Source organism: Ructibacterium gallinarum, assembly GCF_014982785.1.
In the GTDB taxonomy this organism is placed as follows: Bacteria; Bacillota; Clostridia; order Monoglobales; family Monoglobaceae; genus Ructibacterium; species Ructibacterium gallinarum.
In genome coordinates this window covers 12,242-36,277 of the sequence record NZ_JADCKB010000003.1, presented here as the reverse complement: position 1 = coordinate 36,277, position 24,036 = coordinate 12,242, and the positions used below count along the sequence as shown (strand labels likewise).

At 42.9% G+C, this 24,036-nt stretch carries 19 protein-coding genes, 2 tRNA genes and 1 riboswitch; of the genes, 16 read left to right on the top strand and 5 right to left on the bottom strand.

Going from position 1 to position 24,036, the window contains the following annotated elements:
- The first annotated feature begins 80 nt into the window (after positions 1-80).
- From efp to INF28_RS02285, 4 genes are all read left to right on the top strand, one after another.
- Positions 81-638 (top strand): elongation factor P, encoded by a 558-nt coding sequence (efp, locus tag INF28_RS02300; protein ID WP_226391861.1) that lies wholly within the window; start codon positions 81-83, stop codon positions 636-638.
- A 30-nt stretch (positions 639-668) separates the two neighbouring features.
- Positions 669-1,076 (top strand): CD1247 N-terminal domain-containing protein, encoded by a 408-nt coding sequence (locus INF28_RS02295; RefSeq protein WP_226391860.1) that lies wholly within the window; start codon positions 669-671, stop codon positions 1,074-1,076.
- 112 nt (positions 1,077-1,188) lie between these two features.
- Positions 1,189-1,263, top strand: a tRNA-Gly gene (locus INF28_RS02290).
- Positions 1,264-1,403: 140 nt separating this feature from the next.
- Positions 1,404-1,997: a hypothetical protein gene (locus INF28_RS02285; protein WP_226391859.1), complete on the top strand. Its 594-nt coding sequence runs from the start codon at positions 1,404-1,406 to the stop codon at positions 1,995-1,997.
- Positions 1,998-2,084: 87 nt separating this feature from the next.
- Here INF28_RS02285 and INF28_RS02280 read toward each other — a convergent pair whose 3' ends face one another.
- The 5 genes from INF28_RS02280 to INF28_RS02260 all read right to left on the bottom strand — a co-directional run bounded on the left by INF28_RS02280 (position 2,085) and on the right by INF28_RS02260 (position 7,515).
- Positions 2,085-3,848: an Rqc2 family fibronectin-binding protein gene (locus INF28_RS02280; RefSeq protein ID WP_226391858.1), complete on the bottom strand. Its 1,764-nt coding sequence runs from the start codon at positions 3,846-3,848 to the stop codon at positions 2,085-2,087.
- A 68-nt stretch (positions 3,849-3,916) separates the two neighbouring features.
- The gene (gene metK, locus INF28_RS02275; protein WP_226391857.1) at positions 3,917-5,065 is read right to left on the bottom strand and encodes a methionine adenosyltransferase; all 1,149 of its coding nucleotides are present in this window, start codon (positions 5,063-5,065) and stop codon (positions 3,917-3,919) included.
- Positions 5,058-5,669, bottom strand: coding sequence for a dTMP kinase (gene tmk / locus INF28_RS02270; RefSeq protein ID WP_226391856.1), 612 nt, complete (start codon positions 5,667-5,669; stop codon positions 5,058-5,060). The genes metK and tmk overlap by 8 nt, the downstream gene beginning before the upstream one ends.
- Before the next feature lie 83 nt (positions 5,670-5,752).
- Positions 5,753-6,976 (bottom strand): CCA tRNA nucleotidyltransferase, encoded by a 1,224-nt coding sequence (locus tag INF28_RS02265; protein ID WP_226391855.1) that lies wholly within the window; start codon positions 6,974-6,976, stop codon positions 5,753-5,755.
- Positions 6,977-7,032: 56 nt separating this feature from the next.
- Positions 7,033-7,515 (bottom strand): hypothetical protein, encoded by a 483-nt coding sequence (locus INF28_RS02260; protein ID WP_226391854.1) that lies wholly within the window; start codon positions 7,513-7,515, stop codon positions 7,033-7,035.
- 477 nt (positions 7,516-7,992) lie between these two features.
- Between INF28_RS02260 and spoIVB the strand changes: the two genes are divergently transcribed.
- From spoIVB to INF28_RS02200, 12 genes are all read left to right on the top strand, one after another.
- On the top strand, positions 7,993-9,000 hold the full coding sequence (gene spoIVB / locus INF28_RS02255) for a SpoIVB peptidase (protein WP_226391853.1): 1,008 nt from the start codon (positions 7,993-7,995) through the stop codon (positions 8,998-9,000).
- Positions 9,001-9,361: 361 nt separating this feature from the next.
- Positions 9,362-11,869 carry a stalk domain-containing protein gene (locus INF28_RS02250; RefSeq protein ID WP_226391852.1) on the top strand — a complete coding sequence of 836 codons (2,508 nt, stop codon included), beginning with the start codon at positions 9,362-9,364 and terminating at the stop codon, positions 11,867-11,869.
- A 147-nt stretch (positions 11,870-12,016) separates the two neighbouring features.
- Positions 12,017-12,093, top strand: a tRNA-Arg gene (locus tag INF28_RS02245).
- A gap of 295 nt (positions 12,094-12,388) precedes the next feature.
- A complete protein-coding gene (infC, locus tag INF28_RS02240) occupies positions 12,389-12,886 on the top strand; it encodes a translation initiation factor IF-3 (RefSeq protein ID WP_226391851.1) in 498 nt (165 codons plus the stop codon).
- Between the two features lie 35 nt (positions 12,887-12,921).
- Positions 12,922-13,119 (top strand): 50S ribosomal protein L35, encoded by a 198-nt coding sequence (gene rpmI / locus INF28_RS02235; protein ID WP_226391850.1) that lies wholly within the window; start codon positions 12,922-12,924, stop codon positions 13,117-13,119.
- Between the two features lie 67 nt (positions 13,120-13,186).
- A complete protein-coding gene (gene rplT, locus INF28_RS02230) occupies positions 13,187-13,531 on the top strand; it encodes a 50S ribosomal protein L20 (protein ID WP_226391849.1) in 345 nt (114 codons plus the stop codon).
- A 106-nt stretch (positions 13,532-13,637) separates the two neighbouring features.
- Positions 13,638-13,750, top strand: a riboswitch (THF riboswitch).
- A 62-nt stretch (positions 13,751-13,812) separates the two neighbouring features.
- Entirely contained in the window at positions 13,813-14,508 is a 696-nt protein-coding gene (locus INF28_RS02225) for a folate family ECF transporter S component (RefSeq protein WP_226391848.1), read from the top strand.
- 18 nt (positions 14,509-14,526) lie between these two features.
- Positions 14,527-15,327, top strand: a complete 801-nt coding sequence (locus tag INF28_RS02220) for a TrmH family RNA methyltransferase (RefSeq protein ID WP_404815131.1) — start codon at positions 14,527-14,529, stop codon at positions 15,325-15,327.
- Positions 15,320-16,606, top strand: a complete 1,287-nt coding sequence (dprA, locus tag INF28_RS02215; RefSeq protein WP_226391846.1) for a DNA-processing protein DprA — start codon at positions 15,320-15,322, stop codon at positions 16,604-16,606. The genes INF28_RS02220 and dprA overlap by 8 nt, the downstream gene beginning before the upstream one ends.
- A 20-nt stretch (positions 16,607-16,626) precedes the next feature.
- Complete coding sequence (gene topA, locus INF28_RS02210) at positions 16,627-18,747, top strand: type I DNA topoisomerase (protein ID WP_226391845.1); 2,121 nt, start codon at positions 16,627-16,629, stop codon at positions 18,745-18,747.
- Between the two features lie 11 nt (positions 18,748-18,758).
- Positions 18,759-20,063: a methylenetetrahydrofolate--tRNA-(uracil(54)-C(5))-methyltransferase (FADH(2)-oxidizing) TrmFO gene (trmFO, locus tag INF28_RS02205; RefSeq protein WP_226391844.1), complete on the top strand. Its 1,305-nt coding sequence runs from the start codon at positions 18,759-18,761 to the stop codon at positions 20,061-20,063.
- Between the two features lie 191 nt (positions 20,064-20,254).
- A complete protein-coding gene (locus tag INF28_RS02200; protein ID WP_226391843.1) occupies positions 20,255-24,010 on the top strand; it encodes a phosphoribosylformylglycinamidine synthase in 3,756 nt (1,251 codons plus the stop codon).
- The last annotated feature ends 26 nt before the right edge of the window (positions 24,011-24,036 follow it).

Sequence of the window (24,036 nt, the reverse complement as noted above, 5' to 3'; positions counted from 1 at the left end):
AAAAATCTCTTGCTTTTTTGCAGGGTTTAGTATACAATAAAAAAAACTGTGTATTTATAATGAGATAGGAGGTTGCACCGATGATAAGTGCAGGTGATTTTAGAAATGGTCTGACATTTGAATATGATGGCAGCGTGTATCAGGTAGTGGAATTTCAACATGTAAAACCCGGAAAGGGAGCTGCTTTTGTTAGAACGAAAATGAAAAATGTAATGACAGGGGCTGTAGTGGAAAGAACATTTAATCCAACTGAGAAAGTTGAACCCGCTAGGATTGAGAGAAAAGAGATGGAATATCTCTATGAGGACAGCGGACTTTATTATTTTATGGATCAAGAGACCTATGATCAGATTCCGCTCAGCAAGGATCAGTTGGGGGATGCTTTGAAGTTTGTGCTGGAAAACATGACAGTGAAAATTCTTTCTTATAAAGGAAACGTATTTGCAGTAGAGCCGCCGACATTTGTGGAGATGAAAGTGACTGAGACAGAGCCTGGTGTTAAGGGAAATACAGCAACAAACGTTACCAAACCAGCTACGGTAGAGTCTGGTGCGGTTATTACTGTTCCCATGTTCGTAAATGAAGGGGATACCATCCGGATCGATACTCGTACCGGTGAATATATGGAAAGAGTGTAAATAAAACATAAATTAAAAAAAGAGGTGCTTATGATGTCTGAAATTTCAAATCGTGCGGCTTACTTGAAAGGATTGGCAGATGGACTGAAGTTAGACAAGGAAACCACGGAAGGACAGCTGATTGATGGTATTTTGGGACTTTTAGGCGATATGGCAGAAGAAATGGAAATGCTGGATCAGGAACAAGGTTTTCTTGCTGACAAAATGGACGAAATGGAAGATGTTATTGAGATGATCGGCGATGAGGCGTTTGGCTGTGATGATGACGATGATATGTATACTTTAGTCTGTGATCATTGCGGTGCAGAAATTGATTTGACTGCCGATGATTTAGATGATATTGCTGATGGCGTATTTAAGTGCCCTGACTGCGGAGAAATTATCGAGCTGGATATGGGTGACTGTGATTGCGGCTGTGATTGCGATCATGATAAATAAGAAAATTTATGGCCCCTGTTATGTGACAGGGGCCATTTATAAAAGATAGAAAGAAAAAGTCAGACAAAACCCTTGACAAAGCAACTTTTCTATGCTAAAATAACTATGCTATGCGGGAGTGGCTCAGTGGTAGAGCGTCACCTTGCCAAGGTGAACGTCGCGAGTTCGAATCTCGTCTTCCGCTCCATACGACAGTCCGCTTATGCGGACTGTTTTTCTTTCATTTTGGCGTTATAAAAATTTAAATAAGTGGATTTTTATTGTTTTGTGCAAATAAGAAATTTTATAGATTTTTTGCCGGTGCACAACGGCGGAATGGAGCGTTTTATGAAACTGGGAAAAGCGGTTGCAAAACTATACTTATATCATATTTTATTTGTGTTTATCTCTTTATTTTTAATTGTTCCTTTATGGACCTTAGTTGAAAAATTGCCTTTTTTGTACAGCAGTTTGACAGGGTTAATTTATGTCATTGCCATGTATTCAATAGGCTGGAATTGTGGGAAAATGGATAGCCGTAAGATTCCAGGATTCTATCCAAACCCCAAATTTCCGTTTATCGCTGCTGCCATGGGCTTAATCCTTCCGGTGATACTCCTGATTTTCCGGTTGGTATTTCCTGATATTTGGCCTTTGAATTTGCCATTTGTCAATGGGGAATATGACTTTTTCCTGTCTGGAAATCGCTTAGCCGGAACGGCAGATTTCATTTTTAAAACTTGGTATTTTCCCTTAGAGGCATTTTTAGGTAACAGTAATATTGTGACCTATATTTTGGTGATGTTAGTTCAGCCTCTGTTTTTTATTGCTGGATATTTTGTTGGGTTGACAAAATTTCGTATTTTAGACGTTGTTATGGAAAAATTGGTTTATGCAAAAAAGAAACAGCAGCAGAATCAAAAAAGTCCATGGAATAAATAAACTGTATTAAGTGTTTTTCTATCATAATCTTAAAATATTATAAAGCCGCATCCATGTTTGGGTGCGGCTTTATAGTATGAAGAAACTTTATTTAATCGTATTAGATTCTGAAGAGGGGAGAAGCTGAGGCGTAACATATAAGGTATTATAATGGTCATAAATTACCATACCTGGCCGTGCACCGTTGGGCTTTCGAACGTTCTTGACGGTGGTATAGTCTACAGGTACCTTGGAGGAATTTTTGGCCTTACTATAATAAGCCGCAAGCTGTGCAGCTTCCAGTATGGTTTGGTCTGGCACCGGTTCTCCGCCCCGGGTACGTATAATGGTGTGAGAACCTGGAATAGTTTTGGTATGAAACCACAAATCGGTGGAATAAGCCATACGTATGGTCAGTTCATCGTTCTGACGATTATTGCGGCCAACAAGAATTTCAAATCCATCAGAGGAGAGAAAACGCAAAGGTGCAGATTTTTTTTGTTGGTTTTTCCCTTTGGTTTTAATTTTTGGAATATAGCCGCTGTCTGCTAGTTCGTCTTTAATTTCATTAAGCTCTGCGGGAGTATCTGCATTTTTCAACGCAGTCAAGACAGATTCTAAATAATATAATTCTTTTTCTGCGTCAGCAATTTGCTCCAAGGCATATTTTTCTGTCATTTTTTCTTTGGTATAGCGTTTATAATATCTCTGTGCATTTTGGGCAGGAGAAATGTTTTCTTTGAGAGGAATTATAATAATTTCTGGTACTTCAGCGTAGTAGTTTTCGGCTTCCAGTTCTTTCATTCCGGGTTTCATGCGGTATAGATTTGCGGTGATTAAATCACCGTAAATTTTATATTTGTCCCGATTTTTGGCCTGTTCAAGATTTTCACGATGAATTGCCAGCTTTTTTTCGCAGCGGTCAATGTTGTTGTTCACTAATTTTAAAAGGGTGTTGGCGCGTTGGTTCATGTGTTCTCTTTGCGCACGCTTTTCATAATAATTGTCAATGACCTGGCTCATGGAATGCATAGCCTTCAAAGTGCCTGTCCCTTCGTATTGAGTGAGTCGGACACAGGAAAAGGCGGATGGTTTTTTATCTGTATCGGATATCACCAAGGTAGGTTCATATTTCTCAGCGCAGATATCTTTGAGAAAACTGTCTGTAAAGGTGATAAATGCAGCGGTATCCACTTCGTTGCGGGTCATTTTGGTACTGCCCGAAAAACGGCAGACAATTTCCCGTGCCACAAGCGGACTCATACCCATAAAGGATGAAAGAAGAAATTTATCAAGCAAGGTATCCTCGGGACTGTTATCCAGTATACGCAGCAGGTCGAGCATAGAATACCTGTCAGGACAGAGCTTATCCTGTGCTGGAGGAGATTGATAAATCAATCCGGGTAGAATCTGCCGCACGGTACTGACGGTAAAATCTACATGCTTTGCGCTGTCTAAAATACGTTGGTTTTCATCCAGGAGAATTACGTTACTGTGACGGCCCATAATTTCGGTAATGATGGATTTTTCGCATATATCTCCTAGTTCATTTCGGCCTTCCGTGTCAATGCGGATGACTCTGTCAAAATCCTGTTGGGTAATTCGTATAATTTTATTTCCTTGCAAATGCTTGCGCATAAGCATGCAGAGCATGGGCGGAACCATAGGATTTTCCCGGTTGACTTCGGTCAGGTGAACCCGTGCATGGGAGGCACTGGCTGAGAGAAGCAATCGGTAATTGCCTTGATAAGTTCGAATCAAAAAAATAATTTCATCCGGCTCTGGCTGATATATTTTATCAATTTTTCCATTTAAAATGGTTTGTTTCAGTTCGGAAACAATGCAGTGTGTAACCATTCCATCATATGACATAAAGAATGCTCCTTTTCAAAATCAGAAGATAAAAACCGCAGGGTATCTGCGGTTTTAAATTTCAAAAATTATGCCTTTTTCAGCGCTTCCGTTTTATCCAGCCGCTCCCAAGGGAGATCCAGATCATCTCTTCCAAAGTGGCCATATGCGGCGGTTTGTTTATAAATCGGACGGCGCAGATCCAAATCCCGGATAATGCCGCTGGGACTTAAATCAAAGACCTTGGTGACCTTTTCCGCTAACAAACTGTCGCTGATGACACCAGTACCACGGGTATCAATGTGAAGGGAAACCGGTTGGGATACGCCAATTGCATAGGCCAGCTGAACCTCGCAGGCTTTTGCAAACCCAGCGGCCACTATGTTTTTTGCAACGTATCGGGCGGCATAGGCGGCACTTCGGTCTACTTTGGTGGGATCTTTGCCGGAAAAAGCACCGCCGCCGTGACTGGCATAACCGCCATAGGTGTCTACAATAATTTTTCGGCCGGTATGGCCGGAATCCCCTTGAGGACCGCCAATGACAAAACGTCCGGTGGGATTAATATAGTATTTGGTATTTTCATCTAATAGACCTGTGGGAATTACCGGAAGAATGACTTGGTTTTTGATGTCCTGGCGCAGCTGTTCAATGGTAATGGATTCGTCATGTTGGGTTGAAACCACCACGGTATCAATTCGTTTTACGGAACCGTCCTGATTGTATTCTACTGTAACTTGGGATTTTCCATCAGGACGCAGATAGGGAAGCAACCGGGATTTACGTACTTCACTCAGGCGCCGGGCGAGCTTGTGGGAAAGGGAAATAGCCATTGGCATATATTCTGGTGTTTCATCACAGGCAAAGCCAAACATCATACCCTGATCTCCAGCTCCCAAACCGGTCCCATTATCATCCACTCCCATGGCAATATCACCGGATTGTTCGTCAATCGCGGTTAGAACCGCACAGGTATCACAATCAAAACCATATTTTGCGCGGTCATAGCCTACTTCGCGGACTGTATCACGTACAATTTTTTTAATATCAACATATGTTGTAGTGCTAATTTCGCCCACTACCAAAACCAATCCGGTGGTAACAGTAACTTCACAGGCTACGCGGGCATTTTTATCTTCGGCAAGAATGGCATCCAGTATGGCATCAGAAATTAAATCTGAAATTTTATCTGGATGTCCTTCTGTAACGGATTCCGAGGTAAATAGTTTCTTATACATATTTTAAAATCTCCTTTTCCACGTCATCGAGACCCTTATTTGCATCAATAATGACGATGTTCTGTGTTTTTTGAAGTCTTCCAAGTACATTAAGGAAATTATCCCGTATGTTTTTCATTAGAGAAGTACTTTTTTCGTATAGTTCCGGTTTTTCTCTGACGGCATCAATTCTTTGTTTGCAGGTAGCTGGATTTACATCTAGAAAAATACAAAGATCTGGAGTTAGCATTTGAGCACAGTCTAAGTTAATTTTCATTACCCAGTCTATATCGCTGGCAGTTCCTTGATAGGCAAACGAGGAATAATAATAGCGGTCGCAGATTACCGTATAACCATCTTTGAGGTATCGTGCGATACCAGATTCGGGATGGGTAATATGCTCTAGCCTATCTGCCAGAAACAGTGCCGCCTGCAGATACATATCTTTTTCTTGACTTTCAGCCAGAATGCGGCGAAGGTAAGCACCGGTTTCAAAATTAGTGGGTTCTGCGGTAATATGAACTTTTTCTCCACGGGTGCGGAGTGCAGCAGCCAGCCGCTGAATTTGTGTGCTTTTTCCGCAGCCGTCCAGGCCTTCTATTACGATAAATTTATTCTTTTCCATGTTTTTTTCTTTTTTACTTCGCTTTCTGTTTTATATTCAATATTACTATTATAACGAATACGGAATAAAAAAGCAATAACCTTTTAAAGAAAAAGCTGATGTAAAAGGACATTTTTTTCGTTGGGTATAAAACCGTTAATAACCAGATCTAGCAGTTGCTGCAATTTTTCACCAATTGCAGGACCGGATGGTATTCCAGCAGCCATCAGGTCTCTGCCAGTAATGGCAAGTTCTTTAACACTGCAGCAAAGATTCTGTTCTTGAATACGGTCAAACAAAAGTTTGGCTTTTATACAGCTTTCTTCAGAGAACTTTTTTGTCTTAAAGAAGCGGCGCTGGGTTTGGTGCAGAAAAAGGGAAACGTATAAAAGTTCTATTCCCCAACAGCCTACCATGCGGCGGGCTTCCGGAAGAGAGACTGGAAGAGGTAATTTTTGAAGCTGAAGCAAATTTTGTATTTTGGTCAGCGTTAGCTTGTCCAGTTTTAAATTTTCTAGAATTATATCGGGTTGGGAAAGGTCAAATAGCTGGAAAAGTGCAGCAAAACGAATATAAAATACTGGTGGTAGTGCATCAAGGAAAACCGCTGCACTAATCGATTTGATCAACGGTTTTTCAGGAATAGCAAGGGCGGCAGCCAAGACATCCATAAATTCTGCTATAGTTTGGCCCGGTGTTTTGCAGGTCAGCAGTTTGGTAAGTTCTCTGTAAATACGTTCTTTGGATATGGCGGATAGCAGGTGTTTTTTGTTGTGTATGGCTTTTGACAAACTGCTTTCGATGTTTAGATTGTATACGGCGGAAAAGCGTAAAGCGCGGAGAATTCGGAGGGCATCTTCTTCAAAACGGATCGATGGATCGCCGACACATTTCAGTATCTTGTTGTTTAGGTCGCCCTGTCCGTCAAACGGATCAAGCAGTCCTCTGCGGGGAGAATAGGCCATGGCGTTTATTGTAAAGTCGCGACGGCGAAGATCTTCGGTAATTTCGGGAAGAAAAATTACCTTTTCCGGCCGGCGGTGATCCCGATAGCTGCCGTCACTGCGAAACGTGGTAATTTCTACTGGACGATCAGAAAGAAAGACGGTAACAGTGCCATGGCGTAGCCCAGTTGGAAAGATTGGAAATGCATGGAGTGTTTGTATCGTTTCCTCTGGAAGCGCAGAGGTACACAAGTCCCAGTCGTGTGGTGTTAGAGCAAGTAGGCTGTCACGCACACAGCCACCTACTGCAAAAGTTTGAAATCCTGCATTTTCAAGAATTTCCATAATATTTAGTATTTCAGACGGGACTTGCATTTGTTTCATCTGCCTTTTTCCATTTTCTTTTATCATAACACAGGCAAGGTAGAAAGTAAAGGCGGTTATTTGCAATATATATTGATATAACGGATCGGTTTTAAATCGATAACAGTTAAACTACCGGTACAGCTGTCGCGCAGGGCAATAAAATCCTTTCCTATTTCAGTAAGTACGCCGCATTTTTTTATTCTGGTCTTTGCGCCAAACCATAAATCTAGGCACAGATGGGCATTTTGAAACTGGCTTAAATATTCTGTCATGCTTTTGGCGGCAGAAGGCAGTGGATTTTTGGGTATGGAAATTACGCCGGTTTTGCCGCTCATGCTGTGTGGAATCATTCCGGTATCGCTGTCTTTTGGTGTGTAAGGACGGTAAGACGGTGGAACATAAGTACAGACAGGCTCGCCGCAGCCACGAAGCATGGCAGTATCACAGCCTGGCGGTACAACAATGCTGCTTTCCGGAAGTTCTGATGTGGTATTCTTTGCGGGACTGGTTAAAGTTTGAGTAGTGGTATCTCCGCTGCTTGATTGAATTGAATGCATATGTAAAGCACCTCCTGCTTGTATTTTATTCAAAAATTAAAAAAAGTAGCATATTAATTGTATAATATTTTGAAATTGACACAAAATAAGGTTGTACAAAAGAAAAAGCGCAGTAAATATTACGCAAAAAAACAATTTGAGGAGGAAGTATCATGTCAAACAAAAACAATCCTAACCAAAACAAAAATAATTCGAATCAGAACAAAAACAACAATTCCAAGCAGGATAAGAACGACAATCCGTCTAAAGACTAATTTTGAATGATTTTTGTGTAAAAACGCTGCGGCGTTTGAAAGCCCATGCCGGTCTCTTAAGAGACCGGCTGGCGGAAAACGGTACATATGTTTTCACGAAACTGGAATTTTGGGCAGAGAACCCCGAAAATTTCAAAAACTGTCTGGGTAAAAACCATGTCGTTTTCTCATAATAAACTTGAGAGGAAACCATCCTCTTGAGAGGTTAGATATGAAAAAAAAAATGAAGACAAAAAATTTTTTGGCGGCGTGCTGTCTAAGTTTTCTGTTATTTTTGAACCAGACCATAGGATATGCTAAAGCTCAGGTTCTGGTTCCGGTAGGGCAGACTGTCGGTGTAACTCTTGATATGGAAGGCGTAACCGTAGTGGATACGGCCGATGTGGAGAGTTATGACGGTAAAAAATATACGCCGGCCAAAGATGCCGGTATCCGGCCCGGCGATGTCATTGAAACAATTAACGGGACCCAAATGCAGTCCGCACAGCAATTGGAAGAGTTGGTCAATGAACAGGGTGAAACGGATTTGCAGGTAAAATTCCGGCGTGGTGAAGAAGAAAAGGAGTGTAAGGTAAAAGCTGCGTTGTCTTCTTTGGATGGACATTACCGTATTGGTGTTTGGATTAAAGATGCTGCCTCTGGAATCGGTACTGTAACCTATTTTGATCCGGAAACCAAAGAATTTGGTGCGTTGGGGCATGGTATTACCCAACAAAAGGAACAAGAGGCCCTTCCTATTCAGGGGGGGAGTATTTTAAAGGCCGCCATTGTTTCTGTTCAAAAAGGGAGCAAGGGCCAGCCGGGTGAATTGATCGGTGTATTTGCCGAAGATAAAGAAAAACTTGGTTCTGTACAAAGCAATACCATGGTTGGATTAAAAGGTGTATTGGACGGAACTGTAAAGCTAAATGCTTCAATGGAACCTATTCCTGTGGCAGAACGCACAGAGGTTACAGAAGGAGCTGCACAGATATTGTCAAATATTGCGGAAGATAAAATAGAAGAATTTGATATTGAGATTCAAAAAATTAATAAAGACGAAGACAGTACCAAAGGTATGGTTATTCATGTAACGGATCAGGAACTTTTAGAAAAAACTGGAGGAATTGTACAGGGGATGTCTGGCAGCCCTATTATTCAAAACGGAAAATTGGTAGGTGCAGTAACCCATGTTTTTGTTAATGATCCTACGCGAGGTTATGGAATTTTTATGGATTTGATGCTTCAATAACATTGTTTTAAACAGCGCGCTTTAGTGCGCTGTTTTTTTGCATAAAAGAAAACCAATCTGTTTATTTGGTTGGCTGATCTTATTTTGCAAATAAATAAAATTAAATGTTAAGAAGAATACAAATTTGTTCTGTGAATCATTCCAGAAAAAATAGATACAAAGCAATATAAAAACGGAATAAATCTCAGTTATTCCATTACTTTCTCGTAGATTGTTGTATTTCCATGATTTACTTGACAATATCGGTGCCATTCTTTATAATTTATGTATCAATTTTGTCCTGAAATGAAGTACACTTTTTGTCAAACAATAAAGCCTTTCGTTCTTAAAATATATTTGTAAAAAAACTGGGGGAGAGAAAATGAGGAAAATTGCGGTTTTGTTAAGCTTTCTGCTAACGTTTCAGGCTCTTTCGGGCGGAGCGGTACAGGCAGCCTATGTAGGAGAAAATTATATTTCTTCAGCGGGAGCCTGTGTAATGGATTTTGATACCGGAGAGGTTTTGTATGAGTATAACGGCAATGTTCTGCGTGTTCCGGCAAGCATGACAAAAATGATGAATGTTTATTGTATTTATGAATCGCTTGCAGCGGGAGAAATTACACTTGATACTGTAGTGCCGATTAGTCAGAATGTATATGACAAATCAAGAGATGCAGTGTATCAAAGTGTTTTGCCGCTATACTATAATACAACTTATACAGTAGATGAAATGTTGGATGTAATTGTGGTTTATTCCGCAAGTGCGGCTGCGATTGCTATGGCTGAGCTTTTAGGAGATGGAAGTGAAGCTGTCTTTGTGGAGAAAATGAATCAGAAAGCAGCTGAAATGGGGCTTAATGCTTATTACTACGATAGCTGTGGTATAGCTGATAATGAAATTTCTCCAATTTCTATGGCATCTCTTGCCAGAAATTTGATTCGGGATTATCCGGATATTCTAAACAGAAGTGCACAAAAGGCAGTTGTTTTTCATGGAAATACTTATCAAACGACCAATCACCTCTTGGATACCTATTATTATGAAGGAGCTGACGGACTGAAAACAGGAACCACTCCGGCGGCTGGTTATTGCTTTTGCGGAACTGCGGTTAGAAATGGAAGACGTATGATTTCAGTTACCATGCAGTCTTCTTCTACGGGACAGCGGTTTGTGGATACAGCGCGGTTGCTTGATTATGGATTTTCTATTGCAAACGAAAAGTATGGAAGCATATATTTTACAGATATGCGTGTTTTTATCAATAATGCTGAAATACCTGCCTTTTCTTATAATGGAGCAGAACCCCATGCGGTGATTGTAGCAGAAGATTTACAAAATTATGGATTTGATGTGCGTTATGATGCAGAAACAGAAACGCTGCATATTGTTTATCATCCGGACAAACATTTCTCTCCGATACCGATGGATTATTACCGGGGAAAAAACGGACAAAAGGCATTTACGCTTGCGCCTTCCAGTAACATTAGTGTTTTGGTGAATGATGGTGCAGAGGTATTTGAACTGCAGGATGTATATGACGTAGATGGATATATGTGCATTTCGGTGGATGAATTTCAGAAAATCTATGATTTCATATGGAAGGAAGAGGAAAATGCCGCATACATAACGACCTATTATAAAAGTCCGAAAGCAATTTTGCCGAATGGGAAAAAATTGACTTCGGAAAGCGCATATATTATGGATTTCCAGACGGGTGATGCAATTTATGAATTTGAGGGAGAAATACAGAAGCCAGTGGCATCTATTGCAAAAATGATGTCTGTTTATGTGATGCTTGATGCGGTGCAGGATGGAGAGATTTCATTAGATACCGTGGTTCCGATTAGTGAAAATGTGTACAATCTGTCCAGGATGGAAGATTATAAAATGATGGTCCCTCTGTATTATGATGAGAAATATACTGTCGATGAAATGTTGGATATGATTGTAATTGATTCTGCGGCGGCTTGTGTTACGGCAGTAGCCGAATTGATTGCGGGAAGCGAAGTAGAATTTGTAAAGCGAATGAATGCCAAGGCAGCTGAAATTGGAATCCAATCTGTTTTTTATAACGGAACCGGTGTTTGCTTAAATCCCGAAATAGAAAAAGAAAATTTAATGAGTGCGCAAGAAGTGGCGGTTATGACCAAAAAAATGATTGAGGATTATCCAGAGATTTTGGAAAGAACCAAATGCGCTTCAGTAGATTTTCATGGACAAACCTATTATAATCTTAATAAGATGTTTACAGATTATTATTATGAAGGTGCGGATGGATTTAAAAACGGAATGACGGATGCTTCTGGTTACTGTATGTGTGGAACAGCTGTTTTGGACGGAAAACGAGTTATAACGGTTACACTGCCGTCTGCGTCCAATGATGCCAGATTTACTGATACAGCAAAAATGTTTGATTATGGATTTGCAGTATTAGGCGTACAGACTGTGGGATTGCAGGAGAAAACGGAAATGGAGCCGTTTTTTCAGGAGGAGGATGATATTAAAATCAATATTGATGGAAATTACGAGATGAGTTTTCCTGATCAACAGCCCATGATTGTGAATAATCGTGCCATGATACCGATTCGAGCGCTGATGGAAACTTTAGGAAAGACGGTGGACTGGAATGACGAAGATCAAAGCGTAACGATTCGAGATGAAACAGTTCAAGTTAATTTGTGCTTGGAGAATACAACGATGGTGAAAGAGACGAAAAATCCGTTGACAGATGTGGTAAGCCGTGAGGATATTACATTGGAAGTCGCGCCGATTATGGTGAATGATCGTGTTCTTTTGCCTGTCAGGGCTGTTGTAGAAGCATTTGGAGCCGCGGTGATTTGGGAGGAAGATACACAAACCATTTTGATTATTGCCGGTGTATGTTAGATGTTTTTGGATTTATGTTCAGGTTTTATGTTGCTCCGATTTGTAGTAAAGTCCCACAGTGATATGAATCGGAGCCAAGAAAATAAAAAAATTTAAAAAAAAGCTTGCCAAACCCTGTCAAATATGCTATACTATCTTTTGTTGTATGCGCCCGTAGCTCAGCTGGATAGAGTGTCAGACTCCGACTCTGAAGGTCGTGCGTTCGAATCGCATCGGGCGTACCAATAGCAATCGGTGCTATTTTTTAAAATAGCGCCGATTGTTATATAAAAAATACTTGACAGGAAAAAACATATGTGGTAAAATAATTTAGTAAAGCAGAAGTCATCCGCTTCTCCCCTTCGCTTATGGCAAAAGGGTTTCCTTATATCAAAATAGATATTGTATACTGATAGTAACATAGGAAGCGGAGCATTGTTTGTGCTTCGTTTTTTTGATGTTAGGAAAATGCGCAAATGTGACATACTGCTCAATTAAGCTTATTTTTGGAGGTGTTTTGAAATAGCAACGCAAGAGTTGATGATTAATGAGGAAATCAGGGATAAGGAGGTCCGTCTGATCGGAGTAAATGGCGAGCAGCTTGGAATTGTTGCAAACAGTGTTGCTCAGGCGATGGCGGAAGAAAACAACTTGGATCTGGTAAAAATTGCTCCTCAGGCGAAACCACCGGTATGTAAGATTATGGACTACGGCAAACACAAATTTGAATTGGCAAAAAAGGAAAAGGAAAACCGTAAAAATCAAAAAGTGGTTGGGCTGAAAGAAGTCCGGCTTACTCCTAATATTGATGACCATGATTTTAACACCAAGCTGAATCAGGCGATCAAATTTTTAAAGAGCGGGGACAAGGTAAAGGTATCTGTTCGTTTCCGTGGCCGTGAGATTACGCACAGTGCACTTGGAAAAGATATTTTGGTGCGGTTTCGTGATGCTGTTGGAGAAGTCGGCGGTGCCGATAAGGACATCAAGCTGGAAGGACGCAGCATGGCTATGATATTATCACCCAAAAAAGCTTAGTTTTGAACTTAATTCGATGGAAGGAGAGGAATACTATGCCTAAAATTAAGACACACAGAGGCGCGGCAAAACGTTTTGGTATCACCAAAAATGGTAAAGTCAAAAGAGGTAAGGCTTACAGAAGTCACATTCTGAACAAAAAGTCTACCAAGCGTAAAAGACATCTGAGAAAAGGCGGTTATCTTGCTGCTGCCAATGAGGCAACAATTAAAAGTATGATGCCTTATAAATAAGATGTTATTTGGACTTTGTCACGAATTACGTGATGTGGAATGTGATTAGAGAAAGGAGCTTTTTATTATGGCAAGAGTAAAGGGCGCTATGAAAACCCGCGCCAGACATAAGAAAATTTTAAAGCTTGCAAAAGGCTACAGAGGTGCTAAAAGCAAGCTGTATAAAACTGCAAATCAAGCAGTCATGAAGTCTTTGGTTTATGCTTATAGAGATAGAAAAGCAAAGAAAAGAGAATTTAGACAGCTGTGGATTGCGCGTATTAATGCGGCAACCCGTGCAAACGGAATGAGCTATAGCAGATTTATGAACGGATTAAAGCAGAAAGGGATTGAAATTAACAGAAAGATGCTTTCTGAAATTGCCATTTCTGATCCGGAAGCTTTTAAAAAGCTGGTAGATCAGGTTCGCTAATCTGAGACTGTTTTTTGAAATTCTTCAGCAGCCTTAGCTGAGGTGCAGTATGCACCATTTGTTTTGGCGGACTGGGGAATTTCTTTATACGTAAAACTTTTTATTTTACAGAGTAGGTATCCACGCGTTAGCCTTTGGGCTTTCAGTGCCGGTTATACAGGGAGTTGATAATCGGACGAAGTACTTTTTGTCGCGGTGTGGATACCGCATCCCGCTGTTACACAGAAAAATACCTCTTTTTGCTGTGCTAGCAGTGAATTTTTAAGGAGGTATTTTATTATATGAGCGAAAAATTTGATGCTTTAATGGATAGCTGGAAGGGAATGCTAAAATTCGTATTAGAACCTGTGCACCATGTTTTTGATTTTCTTTCTAATGCATGGATCAGTGCTGCAGTTGTTACTGTTGTTTTCTTGTTGGTTTTGGGTTATTGCGTGATAAAATATGGCGCTGAGTTTAAACAGCAGATACGAAAACCTAGGACTATGGTGATTTGTGCTATGATGGTGACGCTGAATATTGTGCTTGGATATTTTAATTTATGGCTCAGCTCTTATCTGCGTGTAGGTTTTGGATTTGTAACGCAGCCAGTGGTTACCATGATGTTTGGACCTTTGGCTGGCTGTGTAACAGGAGTGTTTCAGGATATTTTATCTTATATGCTCAATCCCGTAGGAGGCGCCTATATGCCAACTTATTCCATGTGCGTCGGAATATCTGGAATGATTTATGGATTTGTGCTATACCGCAGGCCAGTGACTTTATGGCGCGTTTTTCTGGCTAAGCTGCTTGTTATTGTTCTTTCTAATATATTGTTAAATTCCATTGCACTGGCGCCTACTGTCGGAAGTGGTTTTATTGGTATTTTGCCTGCCAGAATCCTTAAAAACTTGTTGTTGCTTCCAATACAAACAGCGGTGGTTTATGCGGTATTAAAATTTGCGCAGCAGTTCCAGCTGTTTAAAGCTCGTGCATAATATAAAGAAGGTGAACCCTTGATCCCTATTTCGAGCCGTGATAATAAAAACCTGAAGTTGATACGTTCTTTGCGCAGAAAGAAGGGCCGGATTGATTCCGGCCTCTATTTTGCTGAAGGAATGCGTATGGTACAGGAAGCGTTGCTAGATGCAGAAGCAGAGATCCAATTTATTATTGTTTCTGATGAATTTGCAGAAAAAAATAAAATTTTCATAAATTCACTTGACGAAAAAGGAAAAACTGTATATACTGCCAGAGAAAGCCTTTTCCTGGAAATTTGTAACACCGAGTCTCCGCAGGGAATCGGTGTTGTCTTGCGTATGCCGGAATTTGTTGTGCCAGATTGGGAGAAGCAAACTTTTGTGTTGATTTTAGACGGTATAGCTGACCCCGGAAACTTAGGCACTATCATACGTACTGCAGAAGCGGCAGGAGTATCTTGTGTCTGTCTTTTGAAAGGATGTACGGATTTATATAATCCAAAAACGGTACGTTCGACGATGGGATCTTTGTTTCGGATGCATTGTTTGTCAGGAGGACAGGTGGAAGCTCTTTTGCCTGCTTTAAAACAGCATGGCTTTACAATAGCGGTGACAGCCTTAAAGCATTCTGTATCATTGGAACAGGCTGAAATTGTGGGGCCACGGGCTTTGGTGATAGGAAGCGAGGCTTTCGGCGTATCGGATGAGGTGCTTAACTACGCAGATATTAGGGTGAAAATATCCATGGAAGGGAAGGTTGAATCTCTCAATGCTGCGGTTGCGGCAGGTATTGCCATGTATTTCCTGCGTCCTCAGGGAGGAAGAGATCGTGGATAAAGAAATGGAATTGTTATATCAGCTTTGGCTGAATATCAACTGCGGCCATGATCCAGTGAAAATCAGCCGGATTTTGAAAAGATATGGTAGTGCTGAAGCGGTATTTCATACAAATTTTTATGATCCGGAATTTTGCCGGTTGATGAAAATGGAAAATGTTTTGCAGATGGACCGGACTTTGGAAAAAGCAAAGCGACTTCAGGATTACTGTGAAAGCAAAAAAATACAAATGATTTCTATATCAGATGATGATTATCCAGAACGTCTCCGGCATATTGCTGATCCACCGCACTTGCTTTATGCTTTGGGAGATTTACCAGATTTGAATAGGCTGATTGGTGTGGCAGTAGTTGGTACCCGTCATTGTTCTGATGAAGGCAGAATGATTGCGAAACGGCTTGGCAGAGAACTTGCAGAAAGTGGTATTGTTGTAATCAGCGGAATGGCGCTCGGTATTGACGGCGCAGCCCATGCAGGTGCACTGGAAGCGGGCGGAATAACAATCGCTTTGCTTGCGGGTGGTGTGGATTTGATTTATCCTACGGAACATACGGAGCTTTATAAACATATCCAGACACATGGTGCGGTGTTATCGGAACGCCCGCCGGGAATGCGAGGACGCGCTCCTTTTTATAAACAGCGTAACAGGATTATGGTTGGATTATCTTATGGTGTTCTTGCTGTGGAAGGACGTAACAAAAGCGGTACTTCTTTAACAATTAAACTGGCGCATGAGTCAAACCGTGATGTATTTGCTGTCCCTTCTAAACCAACTGAGCTACTTTCAGAATTGCCGAATGCTTTGATTGCAGACGGCGCTAAACTGGTAACCAGCGGATTGGATGTGGTGGAAGAATATATTGGTGTTTATCCGGAAATGCTGGATTATGGAATGCATTTAAAAGGGAAACCTGTGGTTGGCAATTTGCTTCCGGAAGCAAAGCGTAAAAAACCAGTCCCTGTGTTTGCTCCGCAATCTCAAGTAGAAGAAACGACTTCTAAATCTGCTGCTCCGGTAAAAGATAGGAAAATCTTTGCTGCATTCTTAGAAAAAAATGATTTCAATGAAAATGAAAAGAAAGTACTTTGGTATCTTTGGGAACAAGAAAAGAAAGTTTCATTTGATGCGATTGCTGATTGTTGTGGCTTACCTGCCGGAACCTTGAGCGGCCTGCTTATTATTTTACAAATGAAAAGAATGGTATCTCAAAGTGTTGGAAATATGTATTGTTTGCAGCCAGACTGTTTGCTTTCGTCTGGAACAATAAACTGTGAATGAAAAGTCAGGAGGAGGATAAAATGGCCGAAAAAAAGGCTGCAAAAACCACAACGGCTAAGAAAAAGCTGGTAATCGTTGAGTCGCCAACTAAGGTGGACTCTGTAAAAAAATACCTCGGCAGTGGCTATACCATTGAAGCAACCATGGGGCATGTTCGCGATCTCCCCAAAAGTCAGCTTGGTGTAGATCTGGAACATGATTTTGAACCTAAATATATTACCATTCGTGGTAAAGGAGATTTGATTGCTAAGCTAAAGAAAAAAGCAAAAGCATCAGACAAAGTATTTTTGGCAACCGACCCTGACCGGGAAGGAGAAGCCATTTCGTGGCATCTTGCAAATGTTTTGGGAATAGATCCGGCTTCAAAATGTAGAATTACTTTTAATGAAGTTACAAAAGATGTGGTTAAGGAAGCCGTGAAAGAAGCCCGACCTATTGATATGAACCTGGTAGATGCGCAGCAGGCGCGCAGGGTTCTTGATAGGATTGTGGGTTATAAAATCAGCCCTTTGCTTTGGAAAAAGGTAAAAAAAGGTTTGAGTGCCGGACGTGTGCAGTCTGTAGTTGTCCGTCTCGTGGTGGATCGGGAACGGGAAATCGATGCCTTTCAACCGGTAGAATATTGGAGCATTGATCTCAAGCTGACCAATGACAAAGGCAAGCTTCCCTTTGGTGCAAAGTTTTACGGAACGGCTGACGGGAAAAAGCTTCCGCTTCCCGATGAAGAAACAGCAATGCAGATTGCGGAATATTTAAAATCTGCAGATTACCGAGTGAAATCTGTGGTGCGCAAGGAAACGAAACGGCGCAGCGCTCCGCCGTTTACCACCAGTACCTTGCAGCAGGAGGCGTCACGAAAGCTGAATTTTACCTCCCGGCGAACCATGATTGCGGCGCAGCAGCTTTATGAAATGGGATATATTACCTATATGCGTACGGATTCTTTGCGTATTTCGACTGTTGCGCAAAACGAAGCGCTGGCGTTTATTGCAAAGCAGTATGGTCAGGTATTTGTGCCAAAGAGCCCCAAGCAATACCGGGCAAAAAAGAGCGCCCAAGATGCCCACGAGGCAATTCGGCCAACCGTTTGTGCCAATACCCCTGAAAAATATAAAGAAAAACTAAAGCCAGATCTGTATAAGCTATATCGTTTGATTTGGCTTCGGTTTATGGCTTCTCAGATGGCGGATGCCGTATTGGATTCTGTGACGGCGGATATCCTCTGCGGTGACCGGTATTTGGCAAAGGCAACTGGATCCGAAATTAAATTTGCAGGGTTCATGACACTGTATGTAGAAGGCCGGGACGAGGAAGAGGAAAAAGCAAAAAAAATACCGGCGCTGACAGAAAATCAGCCGCTGTTATTAAAAGAACTGGATCCTCAGCAACATTTCACCCAGCCGCCGGCAAGATACACAGAGGCGTCTTTGGTTAAAGCTATGGAAGAGGACGGTATTGGCCGGCCTAGTACGTATGCTCCGACTTTAGCCACCATCACCGCCCGGGGATACGTCGCAAGGGATGGAAAGTCGCTGTATCCAACAGAGCTTGGGTATATCGTGACAGACCTTCTGAAAGAGAATTTTGAAGAGATCGTTGATGTTGAATTTACTGCGAACATGGAAGATAAGATCGAAACGGTAGCAGATGGTGAAACAAAATGGAAAAAAGTCATAGAGGATTTTTATGGACCATTTTCCAAAACCCTTGCGGAAGCAGAAGAAAAAATTGGAAATATTGAAATTAAAGACGAGGTTTCGGATATTCCTTGTGAGAAATGCGGACGCATGATGGTGTATAAACAGGGTAAATTTGGAAAATTTTTGGCATGTCCAGGTTTTCCGGAATGTCGAAACACAAAAGCGATTACCCAAGAATTGGATGCGCCTTGCCCTAAATGCGGCGGAAAGGTTCTGATTCGGAAATCGAAAAAGGGGACTGTTTTTTACACCTGTGAAAACAGTCCGAAATGTGACTTTATTTCCTGGGATGAGCCCACCAAGGAGAAATGTCCGCAATGCGGCGGTGTTTTGATGAAGGTACGGGCGTTTCGGCGCAGAGGGCCTGTAAGCTATAAATGTTTTAATCCGGACTGTGATTATGTGCGTAAACCGGAACAGAAAACCAAAAAGAAGAATTAAGGGGACAAAATATGGAATTGCAGATAATTGGTGCCGGCCTTGCCGGCTGTGAAGCGGCATGGCAGGCGGCAGAAATGGGAATATCAATCCGTCTTTGTGAAATGAAACCCGTAAAATTTTCTCCGGCGCACACATTAAAAAGCTATGCGGAGCTGGTTTGCAGCAATTCCCTGCGGGCAGACGGACTCCATAATGCAGTGGGACTGCTCAAGGAAGAAATGCGCAGGCTGCATTCTCTGATCATGGAATGTGCGGATGCCACCCGGATCCCGGCGGGCGGTGCCCTGGCGGTTGACCGGATGGGGTTTTCTGAAATGGTGACAGAGAAGATCAAAAAACATCCCAATATTCGCATTGAAGAAGGGGAGGTCACTCGGATAGATGCGACCTGTCCTGTAATCATTGCCGCAGGCCCATTGGTGTCAGATGCCCTGGCAGAGGAAATCAAGCGGCTGACCGGGGATCAATATCTGCATTTTTATGATGCGGCCGCACCGATTGTATCTTTTGAAAGCATTGATATGAACAAGGCGTTTCGCGCCGCACGTTACGGCAAAGGCGGAGATGATTATATCAACTGTCCCATGGATAAAGAGGAATATCTGGCATTTTATCGCGCACTCGTTCATGCGGAGACCGCTGCGGTCCATGACGGAGTGGAGGATCCCAAGGTTTTCGAGGGCTGCATGCCAATCGAAGTTATGGCACGCCGTGGTGAGGATACGATGCGGTTTGGGCCTTTAAAACCGGTGGGATTGACGGCACCGGACGGTTCCCGGCCTTATGCAGTTGTACAGCTGCGGCAGGACAATGCGGCAGGCAGTATGTATAATTTGGTAGGTTTTCAGACACATTTGAAGTTTCCGGAACAAAAACGTGTTTTTTCCATGATCCCCGGATTGGAACATGCGGAGTTTATGCGGTACGGTGTCATGCACCGCAATACCTATATCAATTCTCCCAAACTGCTTACTGCGCAGTATCGTATGCGGCAAAACACCAATGTGTATTTTGCAGGACAGATCACCGGCGTGGAAGGGTATGTAGAATCTGCGGCATCTGGAATGATTGCAGGAATTGCTGCCGCATGTGCGCTGCAAGGGAAGAAGACCCCCTCGCTTTCGTCAAGAACAGCTTTGGGTGCTTTGGGAGCCTATGTTTCCAATGAAAGCATCAGCCGTTTTCAGCCGATGAATATCAATTTTGGAATCATGGAACCTCTGCCCGAGCGCATACGGGATAAAAAAGAAAAGGCAGAAAAAATTGCTGCCCGAGCTCTTGCTGAAACAGAGGAATTTGCCGCACAGCTGAAATGAAATACAAGCGCTTAGGTTCTTTGGGGATCTGAGCGTTTTTTGTTTGGCGCATTCGATGGTTTTTGTTTTGTCGCAGAAGAAGGATTTGTAGGTATTTTGCTTGACAAACGGGGGTTTTACGATTAAAATGTAACATAGAAAAGTATTTTTTTAACAGGAATCTATGAATATACAGAAACGGAGCGGTGGGAATGAGCATAAAACGATTGTTCGTAGAAAAGAAGAAGGGCTTTGACATAGAAGCTCGTGCGATGTATCACGATTTGAAGGACAACCTGGGACTGTCCGCCCTTACTGGGGTTCGGATGATCAATCGATATGATGTAGAAGGAATCAGTGATGCAGAGCTGGAGCTGGTCAAGCCAACGGTGTTTGCAGAGCCGCAGGTGGATCAGCTGGTAATGGAAAACTTGGAAATTCCAGAGGGAAAATATTTTGCTATGGAATATCTCCCGGGACAGTTTGACCAAAGGGCAGATAGTGCAGCGCAGTGCGTGCAGATTATGACCGGAGGCGAAAAGCCGAGGGTGCGGACCGCCAAGATCGTTGTCCTGCTGGGTGAAATCGATGATGCGGATTTAAAAGCCGCAGAGCATTACTGCGTCAACCCTGTGGAGTCCCGTCTGGCAAGTATGGAAAAGCCAGATACTCTGGAAGAAAAATTGGAAGTTCCCGCCGATGTCAAAATATTAAATGGTTTTATTGATTTAGGAGAAGACGGTTTAAAGCAAATGATGGCAGATATGGGGCTTGCCATGGATTTGGACGACATCAAATTCTGTCAGAAATATTTTAAAGAAACGGAAGGCAGAAATCCCTCCATCACAGAAATACGAATGATCGATACCTATTGGTCCGACCATTGCCGTCATACAACATTTTCTACTATTTTGGATCGAGTCACGATTCAGGATCCGCTGGTTTCCAATGTATATGAGGCATATTTAAAGTCAAGAAAATACGTATACGGAGACAGAAAAAAGAATATTTGTCTGATGGATATTGCTACCATTGCGGGAAAAGAACTGAAAAAACGCGGCTTGCTCAAGGCGCTTGACGAGTCAGAGGAAATCAATGCCTGCAGCATTGAAGTTGATGTGGAAATGACAGATGGTACGCATGAAAAATGGCTGGTCATGTTTAAAAACGAAACCCATAATCATCCCACCGAGATCGAGCCTTTCGGTGGTGCCGCGACCTGCTTGGGCGGTGCTATCAGGGATCCTCTTTCAGGCCGTTCCTATGTTTATCAAGCTATGCGGGTTACCGGATCGGGAGATCCTAGGACAACATTAAAGGATACTATGAAAGGAAAATTGCCCCAGCGGAAAATTACGGTGGGTGCCGCACAAGGATATAGTTCCTATGGAAATCAGATCGGACTTGCTACCGGCCAGGTAACAGAAATTTATGATGAAGGCTATGTGGCAAAGAGAATGGAGATTGGTGCAGTCATTGCGGCGGCGCCGAAAGAAAATGTGATCCGTGAAGTTCCTGAGCCCGGAGACGTGGTGATCTTGCTTGGCGGAATGACAGGCAGAGACGGCTGCGGCGGCGCAACCGGCTCTTCAAAAGCGCATAACGACAGTTCTCTTGAAACCTGCGGCGCAGAAGTGCAGAAGGGAAATGCCCCGGTGGAACGGAAGCTGCAGCGTTTATTCCGCAAAAAGGAAGTCGCTCATATGATCAGGCGGTGCAACGATTTTGGTGCCGGCGGCGTTTCGGTGGCAATCGGTGAATTGGCCGATGGACTTTCGATCGACCTGGATAAGGTGCCAAAAAAATACGAGGGGCTTGACGGAACAGAACTTGCCATTTCTGAATCACAGGAAAGAATGGCGGTTGTTGTACGGGCCGCTGATGCAGATCGATTTATTCAGGAAGCGGATGCCGAAAATCTGGAAGCTGTGGTTGTGGCAAAGGTCAACGACAGCAATCGTTTGGTTATGCAGTGGCGTGGAAAGACGATTTGTGATATCAGCCGGGATTTCCTGAATACCAACGGTGCGGAAAAGCATCATGATGTGACTGTGCCTGCTGGAAATTACGATGCTGATTTATTCCGTTTTGTTCCTTCCGGTGAAAGCTGGCGTGAAAAGTTAATGAGTTTGATGAGTGATTTAAATGTGGCGTCTCAGAAAGGGCTGGCAGAGCGTTTTGACAGTACCATTGGTGCGGGCAGTGTATTTATGCCCTTTGGAGGTAAAACACAAATGACACCCCAGCAGAACATGGTGGCGCTGCTTCCGGTACTGCATAAGGAAACCAATACCGGCACGGTAATGGCATTTGGGTATAATCCTAAGATTTCTAAAGCCAATCCTTTCCTTGGTGCTGTGTGCGCTGTGGTTGATTCGGTGACACGGGCGGTTTGCGCCGGTGCAGATTATAAAGATATTTACCTCACATTTCAAGAGTATTTTGAGCGTTTGGGAACAGATCCCATGCGGTGGGGTAAACCGCTTTCGGCTTTGCTTGGCGGATACTACGTACAGGAAAAGCTGGGCATTGCGGCTATCGGCGGAAAGGACAGTATGTCTGGTTCCTTTAATGATATTGACGTACCGCCGACCCTGACTTCCTTTGCGGTGGCACCGCTGAATGCAAAACATGCGGTTTCTTCCGAATTTAAGGGAAGCAACAACCTGGTATTTTGGATTAAGCCAAAATACGGAGAAAACGGTATTCCGGATTTTGAAAGCTTAAAAGCGCTTTATGACATGCTTTATATGATGATTTCGGACACCAAAACCCAATTGGTGCAGTCTGTCTGGGCAGTTGGCTATGGCGGCGTCATGGAAGCGGTTTTGAAGATGGGATTTGGCAATCAGATTGGTTTTGCTTTTACGGATTGCTGTGATAAAAGCGATTTGTTCACTGCGGCTTACGGCAGTGTTGTGGTAGAGGTCAAGGGTCTTGGCGCCACCGGCTTTATGGGGAATTTGGTTGATGTGGTCAAGCTTGGACATACCACAGAGGAACCGGAAGTGACAATAGAAGGCGAAAAAATTGCACTTTCTGAGATTATGGCGGTATGGCAGAAACCGCTGGAAGAGGTGTTTGCCACTAAGGCACCCTATGAAGATGTGGGTATGAAAACCTTTGCCTATGGCGAGCGCTGTCATATCCAGCCCAAAACCAGTTTTGCAAAACCAAGGATCTTTATTCCGGCCTTTCCTGGTACCAACTGCGAATACGATTCCGCAAGGGCTTTTGAGAGAGCCGGCGGGATCGCTGATGTACAGATTTTCAAAAATCTGAAACCGGAGCATATCGAAGATTCCATTTCCCGCTTTGTGCAATCCATTCAGAATGCGCAGATCATCATGCTTCCCGGCGGATTCAGCGGCGGTGACGAACCGGATGGCTCTGGAAAGTTTATTAAGGCCGCCTTTGAAAACGAACGTGTCAAAGAAGCGGTCATGGAACTTTTATATCAGCGTGATGGATTGATGCTGGGAATCTGTAATGGATTCCAGGCACTGATCAAACTTGGCCTGGTGCCTTACGGTGAGATCCGTAAAGTGGATGATACCTGCCCGACGCTGACATTTAACACCATCGGGCGCCATGTTTCTCAGATGGTATCCACCCGGATCGCTTCGGTCAAATCTCCGTGGTTTAGCGGTGTCAGTCTGGGCGAGATCCATCAAATCGCAGTGTCTCATGGTGAAGGGCGGTTTGTGGCAAGCCCGGAGGTCATTGCAGAAATGGAGAAAAACGGACAGGTCGCAACGCAGTATGTGGATCCCAATGGAAACCCAACCTATGAGATGCCGTATAACCCCAACGGTTCGTATTATGCGATCGAAGGGATCACCAGCAAAGACGGCCGTATTTTAGGAAAAATGGGGCATTCGGAGCGGTTTAAGGTCGGCGTATTTCAAAATATTCCCGGGAACAAGGATCAAAAGATCTTTGCATCCGGTGTCAACTACTTCAAATAAGAAGTGGACCCCTTTTGAGGGAGGCG